Annotated in this window: 20 protein-coding genes and 1 pseudogene; 9 read left to right on the forward strand and 12 right to left on the reverse strand. The window is 71.3% G+C overall.

The features are described 5' to 3' along the window. Positions 1–50: 50 nt before the first annotated feature. Positions 51–1007, reverse strand: coding sequence for an asparaginase (locus tag MJ604_RS13965; RefSeq protein WP_243059067.1), 957 nt, complete (start codon positions 1005–1007; stop codon positions 51–53). 46 nt (positions 1008–1053) lie between these two features. On the opposite strand from MJ604_RS13965, the gene cysC reads away from it, so the two are divergent. From cysC to cysN, 4 genes are all read left to right on the forward strand, one after another. After that, positions 1054–2277, forward strand: coding sequence for an adenylyl-sulfate kinase (gene cysC / locus MJ604_RS13970; RefSeq protein WP_243059094.1), 1224 nt, complete (start codon positions 1054–1056; stop codon positions 2275–2277). After that, the gene (locus MJ604_RS13975; RefSeq protein WP_243059068.1) at positions 2274–3260 is read left to right on the forward strand and encodes a sulfite exporter TauE/SafE family protein; all 987 of its coding nucleotides are present in this window, start codon (positions 2274–2276) and stop codon (positions 3258–3260) included. The genes cysC and MJ604_RS13975 overlap by 4 nt, the downstream gene beginning before the upstream one ends. A gap of 93 nt (positions 3261–3353) precedes the next feature. Next, entirely contained in the window at positions 3354–4268 is a 915-nt protein-coding gene (cysD, locus tag MJ604_RS13980) for a sulfate adenylyltransferase subunit CysD (protein WP_243059069.1), read from the forward strand. Further along, positions 4268–5578, forward strand: a complete 1311-nt coding sequence (cysN, locus tag MJ604_RS13985) for a sulfate adenylyltransferase subunit CysN (RefSeq protein ID WP_243059070.1) — start codon at positions 4268–4270, stop codon at positions 5576–5578. Before cysD ends, cysN begins: the two co-directional genes overlap by 1 nt. Positions 5579–5639: 61 nt before the next feature. Here cysN and MJ604_RS13990 read toward each other — a convergent pair whose 3' ends face one another. The 7 genes from MJ604_RS13990 to MJ604_RS14020 form a co-directional block, all read right to left on the reverse strand. Then, positions 5640–6413: a collagen-like protein gene (locus MJ604_RS13990; protein ID WP_243059071.1), complete on the reverse strand. Its 774-nt coding sequence runs from the start codon at positions 6411–6413 to the stop codon at positions 5640–5642. A 378-nt stretch (positions 6414–6791) separates the two neighbouring features. Further along, complete coding sequence (locus tag MJ604_RS13995; RefSeq protein WP_243059072.1) at positions 6792–7760, reverse strand: hypothetical protein; 969 nt, start codon at positions 7758–7760, stop codon at positions 6792–6794. Positions 7761–8221: 461 nt separating this feature from the next. Beyond that, complete coding sequence (locus MJ604_RS14000; protein ID WP_243059073.1) at positions 8222–8518, reverse strand: DUF1416 domain-containing protein; 297 nt, start codon at positions 8516–8518, stop codon at positions 8222–8224. Next, complete coding sequence (locus tag MJ604_RS14005; RefSeq protein ID WP_243059074.1) at positions 8518–9366, reverse strand: sulfurtransferase; 849 nt, start codon at positions 9364–9366, stop codon at positions 8518–8520. Before MJ604_RS14005 ends, MJ604_RS14000 begins: the two co-directional genes overlap by 1 nt. A gap of 35 nt (positions 9367–9401) precedes the next feature. Further along, the gene (locus MJ604_RS14010) at positions 9402–9854 is read right to left on the reverse strand and encodes a DUF4395 domain-containing protein (protein WP_243059075.1); all 453 of its coding nucleotides are present in this window, start codon (positions 9852–9854) and stop codon (positions 9402–9404) included. A 242-nt stretch (positions 9855–10096) separates the two neighbouring features. Then, positions 10097–10558 (reverse strand): thioredoxin family protein, encoded by a 462-nt coding sequence (locus MJ604_RS14015; protein WP_243059076.1) that lies wholly within the window; start codon positions 10556–10558, stop codon positions 10097–10099. 36 nt (positions 10559–10594) lie between these two features. Continuing rightward, positions 10595–10867, reverse strand: a complete 273-nt coding sequence (locus MJ604_RS14020) for a MoaD/ThiS family protein (protein ID WP_243059077.1) — start codon at positions 10865–10867, stop codon at positions 10595–10597. A gap of 85 nt (positions 10868–10952) precedes the next feature. Here MJ604_RS14020 and MJ604_RS14025 point away from each other — a divergent pair, with 85 nt between their 5' ends. Beyond that, a complete protein-coding gene (locus MJ604_RS14025; RefSeq protein ID WP_243059078.1) occupies positions 10953–11702 on the forward strand; it encodes a response regulator transcription factor in 750 nt (249 codons plus the stop codon). Here the strand turns inward: MJ604_RS14025 and MJ604_RS14030 are convergent. Continuing rightward, entirely contained in the window at positions 11673–12509 is an 837-nt protein-coding gene (locus MJ604_RS14030; protein ID WP_243059079.1) for a 3-keto-5-aminohexanoate cleavage protein, read from the reverse strand. The genes MJ604_RS14025 and MJ604_RS14030 overlap by 30 nt on opposite strands. Positions 12510–12538: 29 nt before the next feature. Here MJ604_RS14030 and dtd point away from each other — a divergent pair, with 29 nt between their 5' ends. Both dtd and mshD read left to right on the forward strand, forming a co-directional pair. Then, positions 12539–12979: a D-aminoacyl-tRNA deacylase gene (gene dtd, locus MJ604_RS14035; RefSeq protein ID WP_243059080.1), complete on the forward strand. Its 441-nt coding sequence runs from the start codon at positions 12539–12541 to the stop codon at positions 12977–12979. A gap of 9 nt (positions 12980–12988) precedes the next feature. Then, complete coding sequence (gene mshD / locus MJ604_RS14040; protein WP_243059081.1) at positions 12989–13783, forward strand: mycothiol synthase; 795 nt, start codon at positions 12989–12991, stop codon at positions 13781–13783. Between the two features lie 100 nt (positions 13784–13883). On the opposite strand, the gene MJ604_RS14045 is transcribed toward mshD, so the two are convergent. From MJ604_RS14045 to MJ604_RS14055, 3 genes are read right to left on the reverse strand one after another with little or no spacing between them, the layout of a single operon-like run. Beyond that, complete coding sequence (locus tag MJ604_RS14045) at positions 13884–14810, reverse strand: folate-binding protein YgfZ (RefSeq protein WP_243059082.1); 927 nt, start codon at positions 14808–14810, stop codon at positions 13884–13886. After that, the gene (locus tag MJ604_RS14050) at positions 14803–15222 is read right to left on the reverse strand and encodes a Fur family transcriptional regulator (protein ID WP_243059083.1); all 420 of its coding nucleotides are present in this window, start codon (positions 15220–15222) and stop codon (positions 14803–14805) included. The genes MJ604_RS14045 and MJ604_RS14050 overlap by 8 nt, the downstream gene beginning before the upstream one ends. Next, on the reverse strand, positions 15219–15713 hold the full coding sequence (locus tag MJ604_RS14055) for an FABP family protein (protein WP_243059084.1): 495 nt from the start codon (positions 15711–15713) through the stop codon (positions 15219–15221). The genes MJ604_RS14050 and MJ604_RS14055 overlap by 4 nt, the downstream gene beginning before the upstream one ends. A gap of 24 nt (positions 15714–15737) precedes the next feature. Between MJ604_RS14055 and MJ604_RS14060 the strand changes: the two genes are divergently transcribed. Together MJ604_RS14060 and MJ604_RS14065 are read left to right on the forward strand one after the other, a co-directional pair. Beyond that, complete coding sequence (locus tag MJ604_RS14060; protein ID WP_243059085.1) at positions 15738–16097, forward strand: DsrE family protein; 360 nt, start codon at positions 15738–15740, stop codon at positions 16095–16097. 43 nt (positions 16098–16140) lie between these two features. Beyond that, positions 16141–17082, forward strand: a pseudogene (locus MJ604_RS14065) (hypothetical protein); the annotation flags it as partial.

Raw genomic sequence — 17082 nt, forward strand, 5'->3', positions numbered from 1 at the left:
TTCGCCTTCAAATATTGGGCAAATCGCCGCTAGCAGCAGCAATCAAGGGGTCAGAAGACGGCGCGGATCTCGCCCACGGGTCGACCACCGCCGAGCAGCACCGAGGTGCCGGTACGACGTACCGCCTCGGCGTCCACGCCTTCCTCCCGGTCGACCCCGGACCGGCGCAGCGCCGCCGCCATCAGCACCGGTCGCACCCGCGGCGCCCCGTCGTCGGTCTTGAGCGCGAACGCCCGGCCGTCGGCGAGCGCGACGGCGTAGCAGGACTCGGCGCCCGCCTTGCCGATCGCTCCCGGGATCGCGGTCAGCAGCTTCCGCTCGTCGCGACGGGTGCCGGACACGAACTCCGGGTGCTGCCGGATCGCCGCCGCCACGCGCGCGGCGCTGGGGTCGCCGCCGAGCGCGATCGTGCGGAACGCGGTCGCCAGTCCCACGAGCGACGTCCCCAGCAACGGCGCTCCGCAACCGTCGACCGCGTCCACCGTCACCGGCTCGCCGACGAGCTCCTCGAACGTCGCGCGGATCGCCACCTGCAGCGGGTGGTCGGCCGCCAGGTACGTCGCCGTGTCCCACCCGTTCACGACGCAGGTCGCGAGCATCGCGGCGTGCTTGCCCGAGCAGTTCATCTGCAGCCGGGTGCGGTGACCTCCGGCCCGCACCACCCGGTCACGCTCCTCGTCGTCCAGCGGGTAGTCCTCCGGCGTCTGCAGCGCGCGCTCGTCGAGCCCGACCGTGGCCAGGATGCGCAGGGCGCCCTCGAGGTGGAGGGGCTCGCCCGAGTGTGACGCGCACGCCAGCGCCAGCAGCTCCGGCGGCAGGTCCAGGCCGAGGCGAACCATCGCGAGTGCCTGCACCGGCTTGTTGCAGGAGCGCGGCATGACCGGCACGTCGATCGCACCGACGGACCACTCGACGCGGCCGGACGCGTCCAGCGCGACCACCGAGCCGTAGTGGTGGCCTTCCACGAACCCGGACCGGACCAGCTCTGCGACGACGGGGAGCGACATGAGTGGGAGACTAACTTCAGCGAGATGGCACGATTACCCCGTGCCGATGCCCCCCGTCCCGCAGTACTGCCCCACGCCGCGCGAGCTCGACGACCTCGAGCTCCTGCTCAGCGGGGCCCTGGTGCCGACCGTGATGTTCAACGAGCCGGGCAGCCCGATCACGCTCGACCTGCCGGACGACGTCGCCACGCTCGGCGCGGCGGCGGGCGCCGTGGAGCTGGTCGACCCGGAGGGCCTGCCGCTCGCCGAGGTCGCCCTGCCGGCCGGCACGATCGACCCGCTCAGCCACGCGCAGTACGGCCCCTTCCGCCGGCTGTACCTCAGCCCGACCGAGACCCGCGCCCGGTACGCCGGCCGCACGTTCGTCCCGCTCGTGGACGCGCTGACCCAGGCCCAGCTCACCGTGCTCGCGACGGTGGGACCGGTCGTGCTGCTCCCGCTGGTCGGGCACGGTACGCCCGACCTCTCCCCCGTCGGCCTGGTCCGAGCGACCCTCGCCGCCGCGGAGCAGCTCCCGGATGCCGAGGTGGTGGCGATCCCGCTCGCCTCCCACGGTGACGCCGACGTCGACCACGAGCTCGGCGTCCAGGTGGTCGCCAACTATGCGGGCAGCGACCCGGTCGTCGGCGTGACCGACGACCCCGACGGCGCCTTCCCGGACGCGGTCGAGGCGATCGTCACCGCGGACCGCCCGGCCCGTGCCGACCAGGGCCTGGTGCTGTTCTTCACCGGGCTGTCGGGCAGCGGCAAGTCCACGCTGGCGCGCGCGCTGATGGACCGGCTCCTCGAGCAGGGCACCCGCACGGTCACCAGCCTCGACGGCGACGTCGTACGCCGGAACCTGTCCGCGGGCCTGACGTTCTCGAAGGCCGACCGCGAGACCAACATCCGCCGGATCGGCTGGGTCGCCGCCGAGATCTCACGGCACGGCGGCGTGGCCGTGGTCAGCCCGATCGCCCCGTTCGACGAGACCCGGCAGCAGGTCCGGGCCATGGTCGACGCGGCCGGTGGCGCGTTCTTCCTCGTCCACGTGGCGACGCCGCTGGAGGAGTGCGAGCGCCGCGACCGCAAGGGCCTGTACGCCAAGGCTCGCCGCGGCGAGATCCCCGAGTTCACGGGGATCTCCTCGCCGTACGAGGAGCCTGAGGACGCCGACGTCCGCGTCGACACCACCGGACGCACCATCGAGGACGCGCTCGACGACGTGATCGCCGGCCTCGGCGAGGCGGGATACCTCGACCTCACCACGTCCGGGAGGATCCCCGCATGAGCGACGTCATCACCACCACCTTCTTCGCGATCATCGCCGCCGGCTTCCTCGTCGGCATCGTGGTCGGGCTGACCGGGATGGGCGGCGGCGCGCTGATGACGCCGGCGCTGATCTTCCTCGGCGTCGGCGAGGCCTCCGCCGTGGTGACCGCGGACCTGACCGCGGCCGCGATCTACAAGACCGGCGGCGCGATCGTGCACTCGAAGGAGGGGTCACCCGACTTCAAGCTCGCGAAATGGTTGATCCTCGGATCGGTGCCCATGGCCCTGCTCGGGCCCTGGATCATCCACAAGATCGCCGGGGAGGAACCGGAGTCCGTCGACGAGCTGCTGCTCATCTGCATCGGGTTCGCCCTGCTCTTCGCGGCGTCGACGTACGCCCTGCGCCTCTACATCAACCTGCGCCGGATCCGCAGCGGCACGGGCAACGCCGACCCGAACCCGCCGATCCGCCCGATCCCGACGCTGCTGGTCGGCGCGCTCGGCGGCCTGCTGGTCGGCATCACCAGCGTCGGCTCCGGCTCGGTGATCATGGTGGCGCTGCTGATGCTCTACCCCGGCCTGTCCGCCGTCCGGCTGGTCGGCACCGACCTGGTGCAGGCCGTCCCGCTCGTGATGGCCGCCGCGATCTCGAACATCGCGATCAACGGGCTCGACTGGTCGCTGCTGATCCCGCTGGTGATCGGCTCGGTCCCGGGCACGCTGATCGGCAGCACGATCGCGCCGCGCGTCCCGCAGTCGATCATCCGGCGCGGCATCGTCGTCGTCCTGACCATGTCCGGCGTCGCGCTGCTCGACAAGTCCGGCTGGGCGCCCCTGAGCGTGGACGAGACCCACCCGATGCTGATCGCAGGCGTCGGACTCGCGATGCTCGTCCTGGTGCCCCTCGTCTGGGGCCTGATCCGCAAGACGCAGGGACTTCCGATGTTCGGATCACCGACGGTCGCGGAGCTCGAGAAGCAGCCGTTCTCCGCCCGAGAGTGACCTGAGGCACTCAGATTTGTCCGGTTTCGGGGCGCAAGCCCACTCACGGCTACGATGTGGGCTGCTGTCCCGACGAGAGGTCCCCAGTCAGTCATGACCCAAACCCACGCCGACTACCGGCTGAGTCAGCTCGACCAGCTGGAGGCGGAGTCGATCCACATCTTCCGTGAGGTCGCCGCCGAGTTCGAGAAGCCCGTCCTGATGTTCTCGGGGGGCAAGGACTCGATCGTGATGATGCGCCTCGCCGAGAAGGCGTTCTACCCCGCGAAGATCCCGTTCCCCGTGCTGCAGGTCGACACCGGGTACGACTTCCCCGAGGTCCTCGCCTGCCGCGACAACTGGGTGAACCGACTCGGTGCCCGCCTGATCGTGGCCAGCGTCGAGGAGGCGATCGCGGACGGCGTCGTCGTCGACGACGGCAAGACCAGCCGCAACCGGCTGCAGATCGGCACCCTGCTGAACGCCCTCGAGGAGGGCGGCTTCACCGCCGCCTTCGGCGGCGGCCGGCGCGACGAGGAGAAGGCCCGCGCCAAGGAGCGCGTCTACTCCCACCGCGACGAGTTCGGCCAGTGGGACCCGAAGATGCAGCGCCCCGAGCTGTGGAGCCTGTACAACGGGCGCATCCACGAGGGCGAGCACATGCGCATCTTCCCGATCTCCAACTGGACCGAGCTGGACATCTGGCACTACATCGGCCGGGAGGGCATCGAGATCCCCTCGATCTACTTCTCCCACCAGCGTCGGGTCTTCGAGCGCGACGGGATGCTGCTCTCGGAGTCGGAGCACAACCCGGTCCGCTCGGGCGAGACCGTCGCCGAGCGCACGGTCCGCTTCCGCACGGTCGGCGACCTGACGCTGACCGGCTGTGTCGAGTCCGAGGCCGACACCATCGACAAGATCATCGACGAGATCGCCATCGCCCGCGTCACCGAGCGCGGCGCCACCCGGGGCGACGACCGGTTCTCCGAGGCTGCCATGGAGGACCGGAAGAAGGAAGGCTACTTCTGATGAGCGACCCCACTCCCGAGAATCTGACTCAGGCGCAGAAGGCCGAGCAGGTCCGCGACATGGACCTGCTGCGGTTCGCGACCGCCGGCTCCGTGGACGACGGCAAGTCGACCCTGATCGGCCGGCTGCTGCTCGACTCGAAGTCGATCTTCGAGGACCAGCTCGAGGCCGTCGAGGCCACCAGCCAGTCCAAGGGCTACGACTACACCGACCTCGCGCTGCTGACCGACGGTCTCCGCTCGGAGCGCGAGCAGGGCATCACCATCGACGTGGCGTACCGCTACTTCGCGACCCCGAGCCGCAAGTTCATCATCGCCGACACCCCGGGCCACGTGCAGTACACCCGGAACATGGTCACCGGCGCCTCGACGGCCGACCTCGGCCTGGTGCTCGTCGACGCCCGCCAGGGCCTCACCGAGCAGTCCCGCCGGCACGCGGTGATCCTCTCGCTGCTCCGCGTCCCGCACCTCGTGCTCGCGGTGAACAAGATGGACCTCGTCGACTTCTCCGAGGAGGTCTACGAGAAGATCCACGCCGAGTTCACGCAGTTCGCGACGAAGCTGAACATCCCGGACCTCGAGGTCATCCCGATCTCGGCGCTCCAGGGCGACAACGTGGTCAACCGCTCCGAGAACATGCCGTGGTACTCCGGTCCCACGCTGATGCACCACCTCGAGCACGTCCACGTGGCCTCCGACCGCGACCTGGTCGACGTCCGCTTCCCGGTGCAGTACGTCGTGCGCCCGAAGTCCGACGAGCACCACGACTACCGCGGCTACGGCGGCATGGTCGCCGGTGGCGTCCTGAAGCCGGGCGACGAGGTCGTCGTCCTGCCCTCGGGCATGACGTCGAAGATCGCCGGCATCGACCTGTTCGACCAGGAGGTCACCGAGGCGTTCCCGCCGATGAGCGTCACGGTCCGTCTCGAGGACGACGTCGACGTCTCCCGTGGCGACATGATCGCCCGCCCCGCGAACGCCCCGAAGCCGTCGCAGGACATCGACGCGATGGTGTGCTGGATGACCAACGAGCCGCTGCGCCCGCGCCAGAAGCTCGCGATCAAGCACACCACCCGCTCGGCGCGCACGCTGGTGAAGGACATCCAGTACCGCCTCGACGTGAACACGCTGCACCGCGACCAGGAGACCAAGGAGCTCGGTCTCAACGAGATCGGCCGCGTCCAGCTGCGCACCACGGTGCCGCTGCTGTGCGACCCGTACTCCAAGAACCGCACCACGGGCTCGTTCATCCTGATCGACGAGGCGACCGGCGTCACCGTCGGCGCAGGGATGATCAACAGCGGAAGCTGACCCGGACCACATCACGCAACGAGGGGCCTGCCGAACGGCAGGCCCCTCGTCGCGTCCGCGATCAGTAGTTCCGCACCTCGACCGGGATCGACGCGTTCGGCACGCACAGCGCCCAGACCTGCAGGACGTCGCCCTCCTGCGACGTCGGCGCGACGCCGTTCCCGAACTTCACGATCCAGCCGTCGAGGCGACCCGCCTGCGGCGTGTTGTTGTCCTGGGAGTCAGACCCGAAGGACCAGTTCATCCGGCCCGGGAAGGACGACGTCATCGGCTCGGTGTGGCTGGAGACGACAGTCCCGGTACCGTCCACGACCTGCACGAACGCACCACCACTGATCGCGGTGTAGTTCGCCGACTCCGCGAGGGTGTCGGCACAGGCCACGGTGGCGATGCCTCCCCCGCCGTTGGTGTAGTTCGCGACGCGGTACACAGCACCGAGGAGGCCGTTGGGTCCCTGGGGACCCTCTGGACCCTGGTCGCCGGTGAAGCCTCTCGGACCCTGCGATCCGGGCAGCCCGGCAGGACCCGGCGCTCCTGCCGGACCCTGCTCGCCCTGCGGGCCGGCGGGACCCTGCTCGCCCTGCGCACCGGCGGGGCCCGCTTGGCCCTCGACGCCCTCCAGGACGCCCTCCTTCAGCTGGTTCTGCCCGACGCTGCCCGGCGCGAGCTCACGAGTGCCGACCGCGTTCTTCTCGAGCTTCGCGCCCGACACCGACGCGTCCTTGAGGCGACTGCCGTCGATCATCTTGGCGGCGACCGCGCCGGTCGTGCCGCCTACGGCGAACAGTCCGGCTGCGGCGACGACCGCGATCCCCGACTTCGTGCTGGCCTTCATGAGCGAACCCCCAGTTGTCTGTGATGGATAGTGGGGGACGTTAGGCTCGCCGGCTGCCCTGAGCGAGGGTTCACCGATATTGGCGATGCGGCTTGACATCCCGGTCGGCGGCGAGGTCGGTGTGAGCGGGGTCACACGTTCTGCGGAAAATCCTCCCGACTTTCTCTCAAGTGAGGCTGCCTGGGTGCCGATGTCTCCCAGGACATGTCGCTCAGGCGGTCCTGGGAGGAGCCTGTTCGGAGGTACCGCCACCGCAAAATCGCGTGGCGGCGGTCTAGACCGTGACGGCCCGTCTCCGAGCGGGGCTCGAGCTCGACTCCCGCAGACGCGACGATGCCCCCGGCGTGGAGCCGGGGGCATCGTGCGGTGGTGCTGTGATCAGGAGACGGTCGTCTTCTTGACGCCGAAGGGCTCGAAGTCGAACTGCTCGTTGTTGATCCGCAGCTTGTCGACCGCACCGGAGAACGCGTAGTCGCGACCCTTGGTCACCTGAACCGTGAGCAGGGTGGCGGCGTCTCCGCCGTCGTCGAGCGCGTCCATGATCTCCGCGAACGTGCAGTACGCGCCGGCCGTCGAGCAACCGGTCGCGGTGCCCGCAGCGCCGGTCAGCGCCCAGTGGTCAGCGGTGTCGGCGTCGGCGTCGATCTCGGTCCACGCGTTGGCGGTGCCGTTGGCAGGAACGTAGATGAGCGACGAGTAGTTCGACCCCGACGTCTCCAGGTTCGGGTCGATCTCGAACTGGATCGAGGGCATGTTGCCCCAGTTGCCGCCCGGGTACTTGGAGTTGTTCTCGCCGGTCGTGAAGACCGAGAAACCGATCTGCGTCGGCAGCGGCTGCCCGACGAAGTCGACCTCGTTGCCGAACGCCGCCTTGTCGGTCCCGGAGGCGGTGCGGATCATCAGCGCACCGTCGCCGAGGGAGCCGGCCCCACGCGGACCCGCCGCGAGGGCGGCGTCACCGGCGCCGATGACGTTGCGGTGCACGATCGACCAGTTGGGCCCGACGTACGTCACGGTGCCCGCCGGTCCGGTCGGACCCATCGGGCCGATCGGTCCCTGGGGGCCCTGCGAGCCGGACGAACCGGGCGCACCAGCCGGCCCTGCCGGGCCGGCGGGGCCCTGCTCGCCGGCGGGGCCCTGCGCACCGGCCGGACCCGGCGCACCGGCCGGACCCTGCTCACCCTGCGCGCCGGCCGGACCGGCCTGTCCCTCCATGCCCTCCAGGACGCCGTCCTTCAGCTGGCCCTTGCCGACGCTGGCGGGCGCGAGCTCGCGCGAGCCGACCGCATTGGCAGTGAGCTTCTCGCCCGAGACAGACCCGTCCTTGAGACGGCTGCCATCGATCATCTTCGCGGCAACCGCGCCGGTCGTTCCCCCAACGACGAGCAACCCTGCTGCAGCGACTACTGCGATCCCCGACTTCGTGCTGGCCTTCATGAGTGGTACCCCCACCTGCTCAAGTATTGGATGTTTCAAGTAGTGCGGGGGGACCCTAGGCTCACCCGCACCTCGCCGTGGATGTTCATCCGTATTGGCGATGCGACTTGACAACCCGTTCAGGTAGGCCCGGCCGGGCGACCCGGTGCGGAACTCGACGAAAAAGTTCTCGAATCCCCTCAAGTGCGCTCAGGTGAGCGCCGATGAAGTCCAGGACGTGCGTCCTTCACCCCCGACCGGACGTCTCCTTCGGCGCGCCCTCCGCACGAAAACGACACTCCGCGGTCTAGACCGTTCGGCGCGCCAGCAGGTGTTCCCCGAGACGTGGAAACGGCCCGGACCGTCAGGTCCGGGCCGTTTCGACTGGCTGATCAGAGGGCGACGACGACCTCGGCGACCGAGCCCACCGACGCGACGACGCGCTTGTCGACCGGGTCGGACTTCGGAGCCAGGGTGCGCAGCGTCCACTCGCCGTCGCCGGCGAAGAACCGGAAGTGCCCGGTCGCCGAGGTCGGGACCTCGGCGGTGAACTCACCGGTGCGGTCGAGCAGGCGCACGTAGGCGTTGCCCACCGGCGAGCCGTCGCGGACGACCTGGCCCTGCACGATGGCCTCCTTCTTGACGTCGATGCCGTCGAGCGACAGGCCGCCCTCGGTCGCGCCGCACATCAGGCTTCACCCGGCTCGTCGCCGATCGCGACCGGGACGCCCACGAGCGAGCCGTACTCGGTCCACGAACCGTCGTAGTTCTTCACGCTCTGGTGGCCCAGGAGCTCCTTGAGCACGAACCAGGTGTGCGACGAGCGCTCACCGATCCGGCACAGGGCGATGGTCTCCTTGGAGTCGTCCAGGCCGGCCTCGGCGTACAGCGCCTTGAGCTCGTCGTCGGACTTGAAGGTGCCGTCGTCGTTGGCCGCCTTGCTCCACGGGACGTTGATCGAGGTCGGCACGTGGCCGGCGCGCTGCGCCTGCTCCTGCGGCAGGTGGGCCGGGGCGAGCAGCCGGCCGGCGTACTCGTCGGGGCTGCGCACGTCGACCAGGTTCTTCACGCCGATCGCGGCGACCGCGTCGTCACGGAACGCGCGGATCGAGAGGTCCTGCTCGGTCGCGGTGTACGACGTGCCCGCGCGGGACGGCAGCTCGTCGGTCAGCTCGCGAGAGTCCAGCTCCCACTTCTTGCGGCCGCCGTCGAGCAGCTTGACGTCCTGGTGGCCGTAGAGCTTGAAGTACCAGTACGCGTAGGCGGCGAACCAGTTGTTGTTGCCGCCGTAGAGCACGACGGTGTCGTCGTTCGCGACGCCGCGCTCGGAGAGCAGCGCCTCGAACTGGGACTTGCTGACGAAGTCGCGGCGGACCTGGTCCTGGAGGTCGGTCGTCCAGTCGAGCTTGATGGCGCCCTTGATGTGGCCCTTGTCGTAGGCCGTCGTGTCCTCGTCGACCTCGATCAGCACCACCTTCGGGTCCTCGAGGTGGTCCTCCACCCACTGGGCGGTGACGAGGGAGTTCTCGCGGGTCATGTTCTCTACCTTTCTTGTGCGCACGGGGCGCGGGGTCAGTGGGTGATGCGCGTGAGGAGCAGGTACATCTCGCAGCCGAGGCAGAACCGGAAGACCGCGTTGAGCAGGGCGGCGGCCAGCGCGAAGCCGACCGCCACGAAGCCGAGGACGTCGGCGCCCACGACGAAGCCGAGCAGCCCGACGAGGGCGAAACCGAGGCCGACCGCCTGGGCGAACCGCGGCGGGCGTTCGTCCTCCAGCTCGGTCGGCGGGGACAATCGGGGACGGACGAGCGTCCGGAACACCCAGGAGTACGGCGCGTGCTGGACCCCGCGGGTCGCGCCGAGGGCGAACACGACGGCCTGCGCCGCGAGCAGGGCGATGCCGATCGGGCCCGGCGCGAGCAGCAGCACGGCCACGAGGACGACCGACGTCAGCGCGGCGGCGACCTGCGGACCCCGCGGGTCGATGCCGGTGGTGACGTGCGACGACTGCACGGTGGCGGACATGTCTCTCCTGTGGACGGATGCGAGCGGACCGGGACGGTCACGCGGCACTCGTGAAGGAGGCAGGCAGGCGCGACCGGATCAGCGCATTCGACACAGCGCCGAGCGCACGCGGCAGTGATCCACTGCGCGGCGCTTGGTGAGCATGGTCGAGGACATGTGGACCAGAGTAGGCATCGCGGTGCCGGGTCGGACAATCGACGTCTCATTCCGCGAGACGCCCTTCCATGATGTGGACACCGCGCTCACTCGGCCCGCCCGAGCGCGGCCAGCACCTGCTCCTTGCGCGGGGCGCCCGCGGCCCGGGTGACCTCGCGTCCCGCGCGGTCGAGCACCACCGTGGTCGGCGTACGCAGGATGCCGAGACGACGGACCAGCTCGAGGTGGTGCTCGGCGTCGACCTCCACGTGCTCCACCCCCGGGACCAGCTCGGCGACCTCCGAGAGGGTGCGCCGGGTCGCGCGGCAGGGCGCACAGAACGCCGAGGAGAACTGGAGCAGCGTCGCCTTCTCGCCCAGGGTGGCGCCGGGCAGCGCCGCGGCCACGTGTGACCACGGGGCCTCGACGGGCTCGACGGGCTCGACCACCGGAGCGACGTCGCGCACCCGATGGGTGCCGCGGAAGCGGCCGTCGGTCAGCGCGCGGAAGCAGCCCAGGCCCAGGGCGAGCGCCACGGCGGCGACGACGACCCAGGCTCCGGTGCTCACGCGGGACCCAACCCGCGGTGCGGCCCGGTCATTCCGTCAGCCGCCGGCGAACGGCGGAAGGAACTCCACCGACGACCCGGGCTCGACGACGACGGATCCCGGGTCCTCGGTGTTCACCGGCCGCTCGCCGACCAGCGTCGAGCAGATCCTCAGCACGTCCGGGAGCCGGGTGCCGGGGTGCAGGGCCAGGGCTCGCTCGACGACCTCCTCGAGCGTGATCGGCCCGTCGACCTCGAGCGAGTCCCCCGCGACCCCTGCAGCGGCGCGCGCGGAGGCCCAGTAGTGGACTTCGATCGGAGAAGTGCCCATGTTTCGGTATTGTTCACGACGAGAGAAACCGGCCGAAGCCCAGCGTTGCGTTTCGGTCCCCGTCCCGAAAGGGAGGAGACCAGTCATGAGCACGCTCCTGCTTCTCACCAGCGCCCTCCAGCCGTCGGCCGAGGTGCTGCCTGGACTCGCCCTGCTCGGCCACCAGGTGCGCATCCTGCCCGCCGAGGGCAGCGCCCTCCTCGAGGCGCCCGACGCCGACCTGCTGCTCGTCGACGGCCGGCAGGACCTCGCCCACGCCCGCGACCTGTGCCGGCTGATCCGCGCGACCGGCACCGACATGCCGGTGCTGCTGGTCTGCACCGAGGGCGGCCTCGCCGTCGTCGCCCACGACTGGGGCATGGACGACGTCGTGCTCCACACCTGTGGCCCGGCCGAGCTCGAGGCGCGCATCAAGCTCGCGATCGGCCGGCTCAACGCCCGCCGCGACGCCGACGACCCCGAGTCCCACGTCATCCGCTCCGGCGAGGTGCTGGTCGACGACGCGACGTACACCGCCAAGGTCGGTGGTCGCCCGCTCGACCTGACCTTCAAGGAGTTCGAGCTCCTGAAGTTCCTCGCCCAGCACCCGGGCCGGGTGTTCAGCCGCCAGCAGCTGCTGCAGGAGGTCTGGGGCTACGACTACTTCGGTGGCACCCGCACCGTCGACGTCCACGTACGTCGCCTGCGCGCCAAGCTCGGTCCCGAGAACGAGACCCTGATCGGCACCGTGCGCAACGTCGGCTACCGGTTCGTGCTGCCGAGCAAGGAGCAGCAGGCGTCCGCCGACGCCCGCGAGATCGAGGAGTCAGAGACCGAGCAGGACTCGCGCGTCTGACGGCGACATCGGCGTGCGCTGCGCGAGCGCGGCGAGGTCGACGGCCCGCTCGACGAGCTGGGCGTTGCGCTCCACCGGCACGCCGCGAGACAGCGTGAGCGTGTCCTCCATGCCCACCCGCAGGTGCGCGCCCATCGACAACGCGGCGAGCGCGACGGGCAGGGTGCTGCGACCGATGCCGGTGGCCGACCAGCTGGTGACCTCGTCGGGCAGCATCGCGACGCCTGCGACCAGGGCCGCCGCGGTGCCCGGCATGCCGCCGGGGACGCCCATCACGAAGTCGCAGTGCACCTTGCCGCTGTACGGCAGGCCGTAGGTGTCGATCAGCCGGCGCATCGCGTGCACCTGGCCGAGGTCGAACAGCTCGAACTCGGGGACGACCTTCCGCTCCTGGCTGAGCTGGTAGAGCTCGGCGACGAACGGCCACGGGTTCGAGAACACGTCGTCGCCGAAGTTCGTCGTGCCCATGGTCAGGCTGCACGAGTCGGGCTGCGCGTCGAGCACCTTGAGCCGGTCCTCGAGCGGGTCGTGGACCGAGCCGCCGGTCGACAGCTGGACGACCAGCCCGGTGCTCTCGTGCAGCGCCTGGACGGTGTCGCGCAGCCGCGTCTGGTCGAGCGTCGGGCGGTGCTCGCCGTCGCGGATGTGGACGTGGATCATCCCGGCGCCGGCGGCCTCGCACTCCTGCGCGGTGGCGACCAGCTCGTCGAGGGTCGTGGGCAGCTGAGGGCAGTCGGCCTTGGTGGTCTCCGCGCCGGTGGGCGCGACGGTGATCAGGATCTGGTCGGACGGCTTCGTGGGCACCATCGCATCGTGCCAGAGGCCACACTGGGCGGGTGCGAGCGGTGGTGCAGCGGGTGCTGCGAGCGAGGGTCACGGTCGGCGGCGAGCAGGTCGGTGGGTTCGACGAGCCCGGCCTGCTGGTCTACCTCGGCGTCACCCACGGCGACGGTCCGGACGAGATCGCCTGGCTGGCCCGCAAGATCTGGGAGGTGCGCCTGCTCCGCGACGAGCAGTCGGCCTCCGACGTGGGGGCACCGGTCCTCGTGGTCAGCCAGTTCACGCTGTACGGCGACGCCCGCAAGGGCCGGCGCCCCACGTGGCAGGCCGCCGCACCGGGTCCCGTGAGCGAGCCGGCGTACGACGCGGTCTGCGCGGAGCTGGTGCGCCTCGGTGCGCGCGTCGAGCGCGGCGTCTTCGGCGCCGACATGCAGGTCGAGTCGGTCAACGACGGGCCGATCACCCTCGTGCTCGAGAAGGAGCCGTCCGCCTCCTAGGGTGACGCCATGGACCCGATCGCCGAGATCGCAGCAGCCGCCGAGGCCGCCGACGGCGCCGCGCCGCTCGACGAGGCGACCCTGCTGACGTTGCGGAACCGGCCGGAGTCGGTGCGCTCGTGGGTGCGCGACGAGGGGTTCGCGCTGCTGGTCGGCGACGAGCTCAGCGTGGTCGTGCACCCGGACGCCCGCGGCCGCGGGATCGGCCGGGCTCTGCTCGAGGAGGCGCTCCCGGGCGCCGGCGAGGTGAGCGCCTGGTCGCACGGCGACCACCCGGCGGCGGCCGCACTGGCGCGCACGCACGGCTTCGAGCGGGTCCGTGAGCTGTGGGTGATGCGACGCCCGATGAGCCGGCCGTTGCCGGCGTACGACGACGCCCGGGTGCGCAGCTACCGACCGACGGACGCCGACGAGGTCGTCCGGGTGAACGCGGCGGCGTTCGCCCACCACCCGGAGCAGGGCGCGATGGACGCGGCCAACCTCGCCGAGCGGATGGCGCAGCCGTGGTTCGACCCCGCCGGCCTGCTGGTCGCCGACGCGGGCGACCACCTGCTCGGGTTCCACTGGACCAAGCAGCACTCACCCGAGCTCGGCGAGGTCTACGTCGTCGGCATCGACCCGGCCGCGCAGGGCCAGGGACTCGGCAAGGTGCTCACGCTGGCCGGCCTGCACCACCTGGCGAGCACGGGCGTCTCCGAGGTGCTGCTGTACGTCGAGTCCGACAACCGTCCGGCGATTGCGGTCTACTCGGGCCTGGGCTTCGGGCATGCTGGTGCCGACACCCATGTGATGTACCGCCGCTGAGGAGAGCCCGATGTTCGGCATCGACCTGATCGCGATCCTGATCTTCCTGGGCCTGTGCGCGCTGGCCGCTTGGGCCGGCATCGCCTTCCTGCGCAGGTAGTCAGCGCAACGGGCGCACGTGCAGGCCGACCTCGGGGTCGACCACGACCTCCTGCGCGGCCGGCATCCCGTCCACGGTGAGCGTGACGTCGAGCGGGACGTTCCGCTTCACCATCGCGAGCGCGATCGGGCCGAGCTCGTGGTGGCGCGCCGACGTGCCGACGAAGCCGACGACCTTGTCGCCGAGCAGCAGGTCGGAGCCGACGGCGGGCAGGCGGTTCTCGGAGCCGTCGAGGTGCAGCAGCGTCAGCCGACGCGGCGGACGACCCAGCGTGTGCACGCGCGCGACGGTCTCCTGACCGCGGTAACAGCCCTTGTCGAGGTGTACGGCGGGTCCGATCCAGCCGGCCTCGTTGGGGATCGTGCGGTGGTCGGTGTCGAGGGCGAGGCGCGGCTCGCCACGCGCGATCCGCAGCGCCTCGTAGGCCCACAGCCCGCAGGCCGGGCCGGCTGCCTCGGCGTACGCCAGCAGGCGGTCGCGCGGGATGAACTCGTGCCCGGAGGCGGGCCGCCAGGTCGTCGCGAGGTCGGTGACGAGCGCGACCTCGACGCGCATCATGAACCGCATCCGGTCGAGGAACTCGACCAGCGCGGCACCGGCGCCGGGCTCGGTGTGCGCGGTGAACGCCTCCCCGTCGTCGTGCCCGAAGAACGCGTGCTCCACGTGGCCCTGCGGGCTGAGGATCAGCGCGCCCGTCCAGACCTTGGGCGCCAGCGACTCGAGGTGCTGGGTGGTCAGCGAGTGCAGCCAGGTGAGCCGGTCGGGGCCGGAGATCCGCACGACGTCGCGGTGCGACAGGTCGACGAAGCCGTCGCCGCTCTCGAGGGTGCGCTGCTCGCCGTTGAACGAGCCGTAGTGCGCCGCGACCTCGCGGTCGATCCCGTCGCCGGCGACGGCTCCGGGCAGGTCCAACAAGGGGCTACGCATCCGACTCACACTCCACACAGGTTCCGAAGATCGCCAGGTGGCCGACGTCGATCACGAAGTCCCGCTGCTCGCGCAGCTGCTCGGCGAACGGCGCCACCACTTCAGGGTCAACCGACTGGACCCGGTGGCAATTCCGGCAGACCAGGTGGAAGTGCTCGTGGTCCGTCACCGAGTGGTACGTCGGCGCCCGGTCCGACAGGTGTGCGTGCCGGACCAGGCCGAGCTCCTCGAGGACCTCGAGGTTGCGGTAGACCGTCGACACGTTGACCGCGCTGGACTGGGCGTGGACCTCGGCCAGCACCTCGTCGGGCGTGGCGTGGCCGAGCTTCTCGACCGCCCGCAGCACCAGCTGACGTTGCGGGGTGAGCCGGTAGCCCTGTCCGCGCAGCCGCTCCGCGAGCTCGTCGCTCACTGCCGCTCCAACCTCGCCCACAGGTGCGGCTGGAGCTCCTGGCCCGCCGCCTGCATGTCGTAGGCGTAGAGCAGGTCGCTCTCGACGTTGCCGTACAGCCGCTTGCCGGCGGTGACCTCCTTGGCCGACTCCGTGAAGCTCACGCCGGCCGTGTGCAGCTCGAGCTTGCCGGCCTCGGCCTTGCCGTACCAGATCTCGGAGATGCCGGAGGAGTGCGAGAGCAGCAGCTCCATGTCGCCGCCGGGACGGCAGCGCAGGAAGCCGGCCTCCTGGGCGGCGTCACGGACCTTGTCACCGTTCGCGTCGACGATCCAGGAGCGGGCGAAGTAGTGGAAGAACGGCCGGCCGTCGTGGGTGAACACCAGCTCCTGGCCGTACTCGAACGCGTCGATCGTCGGGTAGTCCCCGTGCCCACGACCGCCCCAGCGGCCGAGCAGCCAGGCGACGGGCCCGCAGTCGGGGTGGAGGTTCTCGGGCAGTTCGAACGGCATGCGGACCACTCTAGGGTGGACCTCATGCCTCGCCCACTCGTCGTCAAGGTCACCTGCGGCGCGGACGACCCCGAGCGCGCCAACCAGGGCCTCACCGTCGCGGCGACCGCGCTCACGGCCGGCGCCGAGGTCAGCCTGTGGCTCACCGGCGACGCGGCCTGGCTGGGCGTCGCCGGCCGCGAGTCGTTCACGCTGCCCCACGCCGCCGCCCCGGACGGCCTGGTCGGCGCGGTGCTGGCCGGCGGCCGGGTCACGGTGTGCACGCAGTGCGCGGCGCGACGCGAGATCACCGAGGCCGACGTGCTCCCGGGCGTGCGGATCGCGGGCGCCGCGGCGTACGTCGAAGAGGTGCTCGCGCCGGACGTCCAAGCGCTGGTGTACTGACTTCCGCACCACAACCGTCCCACCAACCTCTAGGCTCCCGCTGATGAGCACGAACGACCCGAGCGCCACGCGCTGGTGGCAGCGCAAGTCGGAGCAGTCCGAGCAGGAGGCTCCGGAGCCGGTCGCGCCCGCATCCAGCCCTGGCAGCGTGCCGCCGCCGTCGGTGCGCACCCCCTCCGACCTCCAGGCCGCGATCGAGCGGGCCGCCGAGCTGCGCCGTCGCGCCGAGCAGGCCGCCGCCGAGCAGGCCGCCGAGCGCCTCGTCGCCGAGGAGGCCGCCCGCGAGTCCGCGCTGGCCCGGCTCGAGGCCGACCGCGTCGCCGCCGAGCACGCCGCCGCCGCGCAGGAGGCGTACGACGCCCGCAAGGCCGTCGAGCAGGACGGCATCGCGCACGCCGAGGAGCGGACCCGTCTCGAGCAGCTGGCGACCGAGGCCGCAGCGGCTCGTCTCGAGGCCGAGGAGGCCGCTCGCAAGCTGGTCGACGCCGCCAAGGTCGCGACCGCGCTCCGGCTGGCCGCCGAGCAGACCGCCGCGCAGCAGACCGTCGACCGCACCGCCGCCGAGGACGCCGCCAAGGTCGCCGAGGAGCGGGCCGAGGCCGCCGCGAACGCGCGCGCCGAGGCCGAGCAGGCGGCCCAGGCCCAGGCCGAGCGGCTGATCGCCGACGCCGAGGCCCGCGAGCTGGCCGAGCAGTCCGCCCGCGAGGCGGCCGAGGCCGCGGCCCAGGCGCACCGGGACCGCGCCGCAGCCGAGGCCCGCACCCAGGAGCCCACCGACCAGCTGGCCGCCGCCACCGAGCAGCACGCCGCCGCGGTGGCCGCCGCCACCGCCCAGGTCGAGGCGCGCACCGCGGCCGAGAACGACGCCGCCGCCGCGGCCGAGGCCCGCACCGCCGCCGACGAGTCCGCCGCCGAGCACGCCCGGATCGCCGAGGAGGCGCACGCCGCGCGCACCGCCGCGGAGGAGGCCGCCCGCACGCAGGCC

Origin of the sequence: Nocardioides sp. SR21 (assembly GCF_022761125.1) — a bacterium.
Taxonomy (GTDB): Bacteria; Actinomycetota; Actinomycetes; order Propionibacteriales; family Nocardioidaceae; genus Nocardioides.

Coding starts and splice junctions, on each gene's coding strand:
- MJ604_RS14060 (WP_243059085.1), top strand. CDS start 15,738: ATGCCTCGCCCACTCGTCGTCAAGGTCACCTGCGGCGCGGACGACCCC.
- MJ604_RS13965 (WP_243059067.1), bottom strand. CDS start 1,007: ATGTCGCTCCCCGTCGTCGCAGAGCTGGTCCGGTCCGGGTTCGTGGAA.
- cysN (WP_243059070.1), top strand. CDS start 4,268: ATGAGCGACCCCACTCCCGAGAATCTGACTCAGGCGCAGAAGGCCGAG.
- MJ604_RS14055 (WP_243059084.1), bottom strand. CDS start 15,713: ATGCCGTTCGAACTGCCCGAGAACCTCCACCCCGACTGCGGGCCCGTC.
- MJ604_RS13995 (WP_243059072.1), bottom strand. CDS start 7,760: ATGATCGATGGCAGCCGTCTCAAGGACGGGTCTGTCTCGGGCGAGAAG.
- MJ604_RS13990 (WP_243059071.1), bottom strand. CDS start 6,413: ATGAAGGCCAGCACGAAGTCGGGGATCGCGGTCGTCGCCGCAGCCGGA.
- MJ604_RS14010 (WP_243059075.1), bottom strand. CDS start 9,854: ATGTCCGCCACCGTGCAGTCGTCGCACGTCACCACCGGCATCGACCCG.
- MJ604_RS14030 (WP_243059079.1), bottom strand. CDS start 12,509: ATGGTGCCCACGAAGCCGTCCGACCAGATCCTGATCACCGTCGCGCCC.
- cysD (WP_243059069.1), top strand. CDS start 3,354: ATGACCCAAACCCACGCCGACTACCGGCTGAGTCAGCTCGACCAGCTG.
- MJ604_RS14000 (WP_243059073.1), bottom strand. CDS start 8,518: ATGTGCGGCGCGACCGAGGGCGGCCTGTCGCTCGACGGCATCGACGTC.
- MJ604_RS14025 (WP_243059078.1), top strand. CDS start 10,953: ATGAGCACGCTCCTGCTTCTCACCAGCGCCCTCCAGCCGTCGGCCGAG.
- cysC (WP_243059094.1), top strand. CDS start 1,054: ATGCCCCCCGTCCCGCAGTACTGCCCCACGCCGCGCGAGCTCGACGAC.
- MJ604_RS14005 (WP_243059074.1), bottom strand. CDS start 9,366: ATGACCCGCGAGAACTCCCTCGTCACCGCCCAGTGGGTGGAGGACCAC.
- mshD (WP_243059081.1), top strand. CDS start 12,989: ATGGACCCGATCGCCGAGATCGCAGCAGCCGCCGAGGCCGCCGACGGC.
- MJ604_RS14020 (WP_243059077.1), bottom strand. CDS start 10,867: ATGGGCACTTCTCCGATCGAAGTCCACTACTGGGCCTCCGCGCGCGCC.
- MJ604_RS14045 (WP_243059082.1), bottom strand. CDS start 14,810: ATGCGTAGCCCCTTGTTGGACCTGCCCGGAGCCGTCGCCGGCGACGGG.
- MJ604_RS13975 (WP_243059068.1), top strand. CDS start 2,274: ATGAGCGACGTCATCACCACCACCTTCTTCGCGATCATCGCCGCCGGC.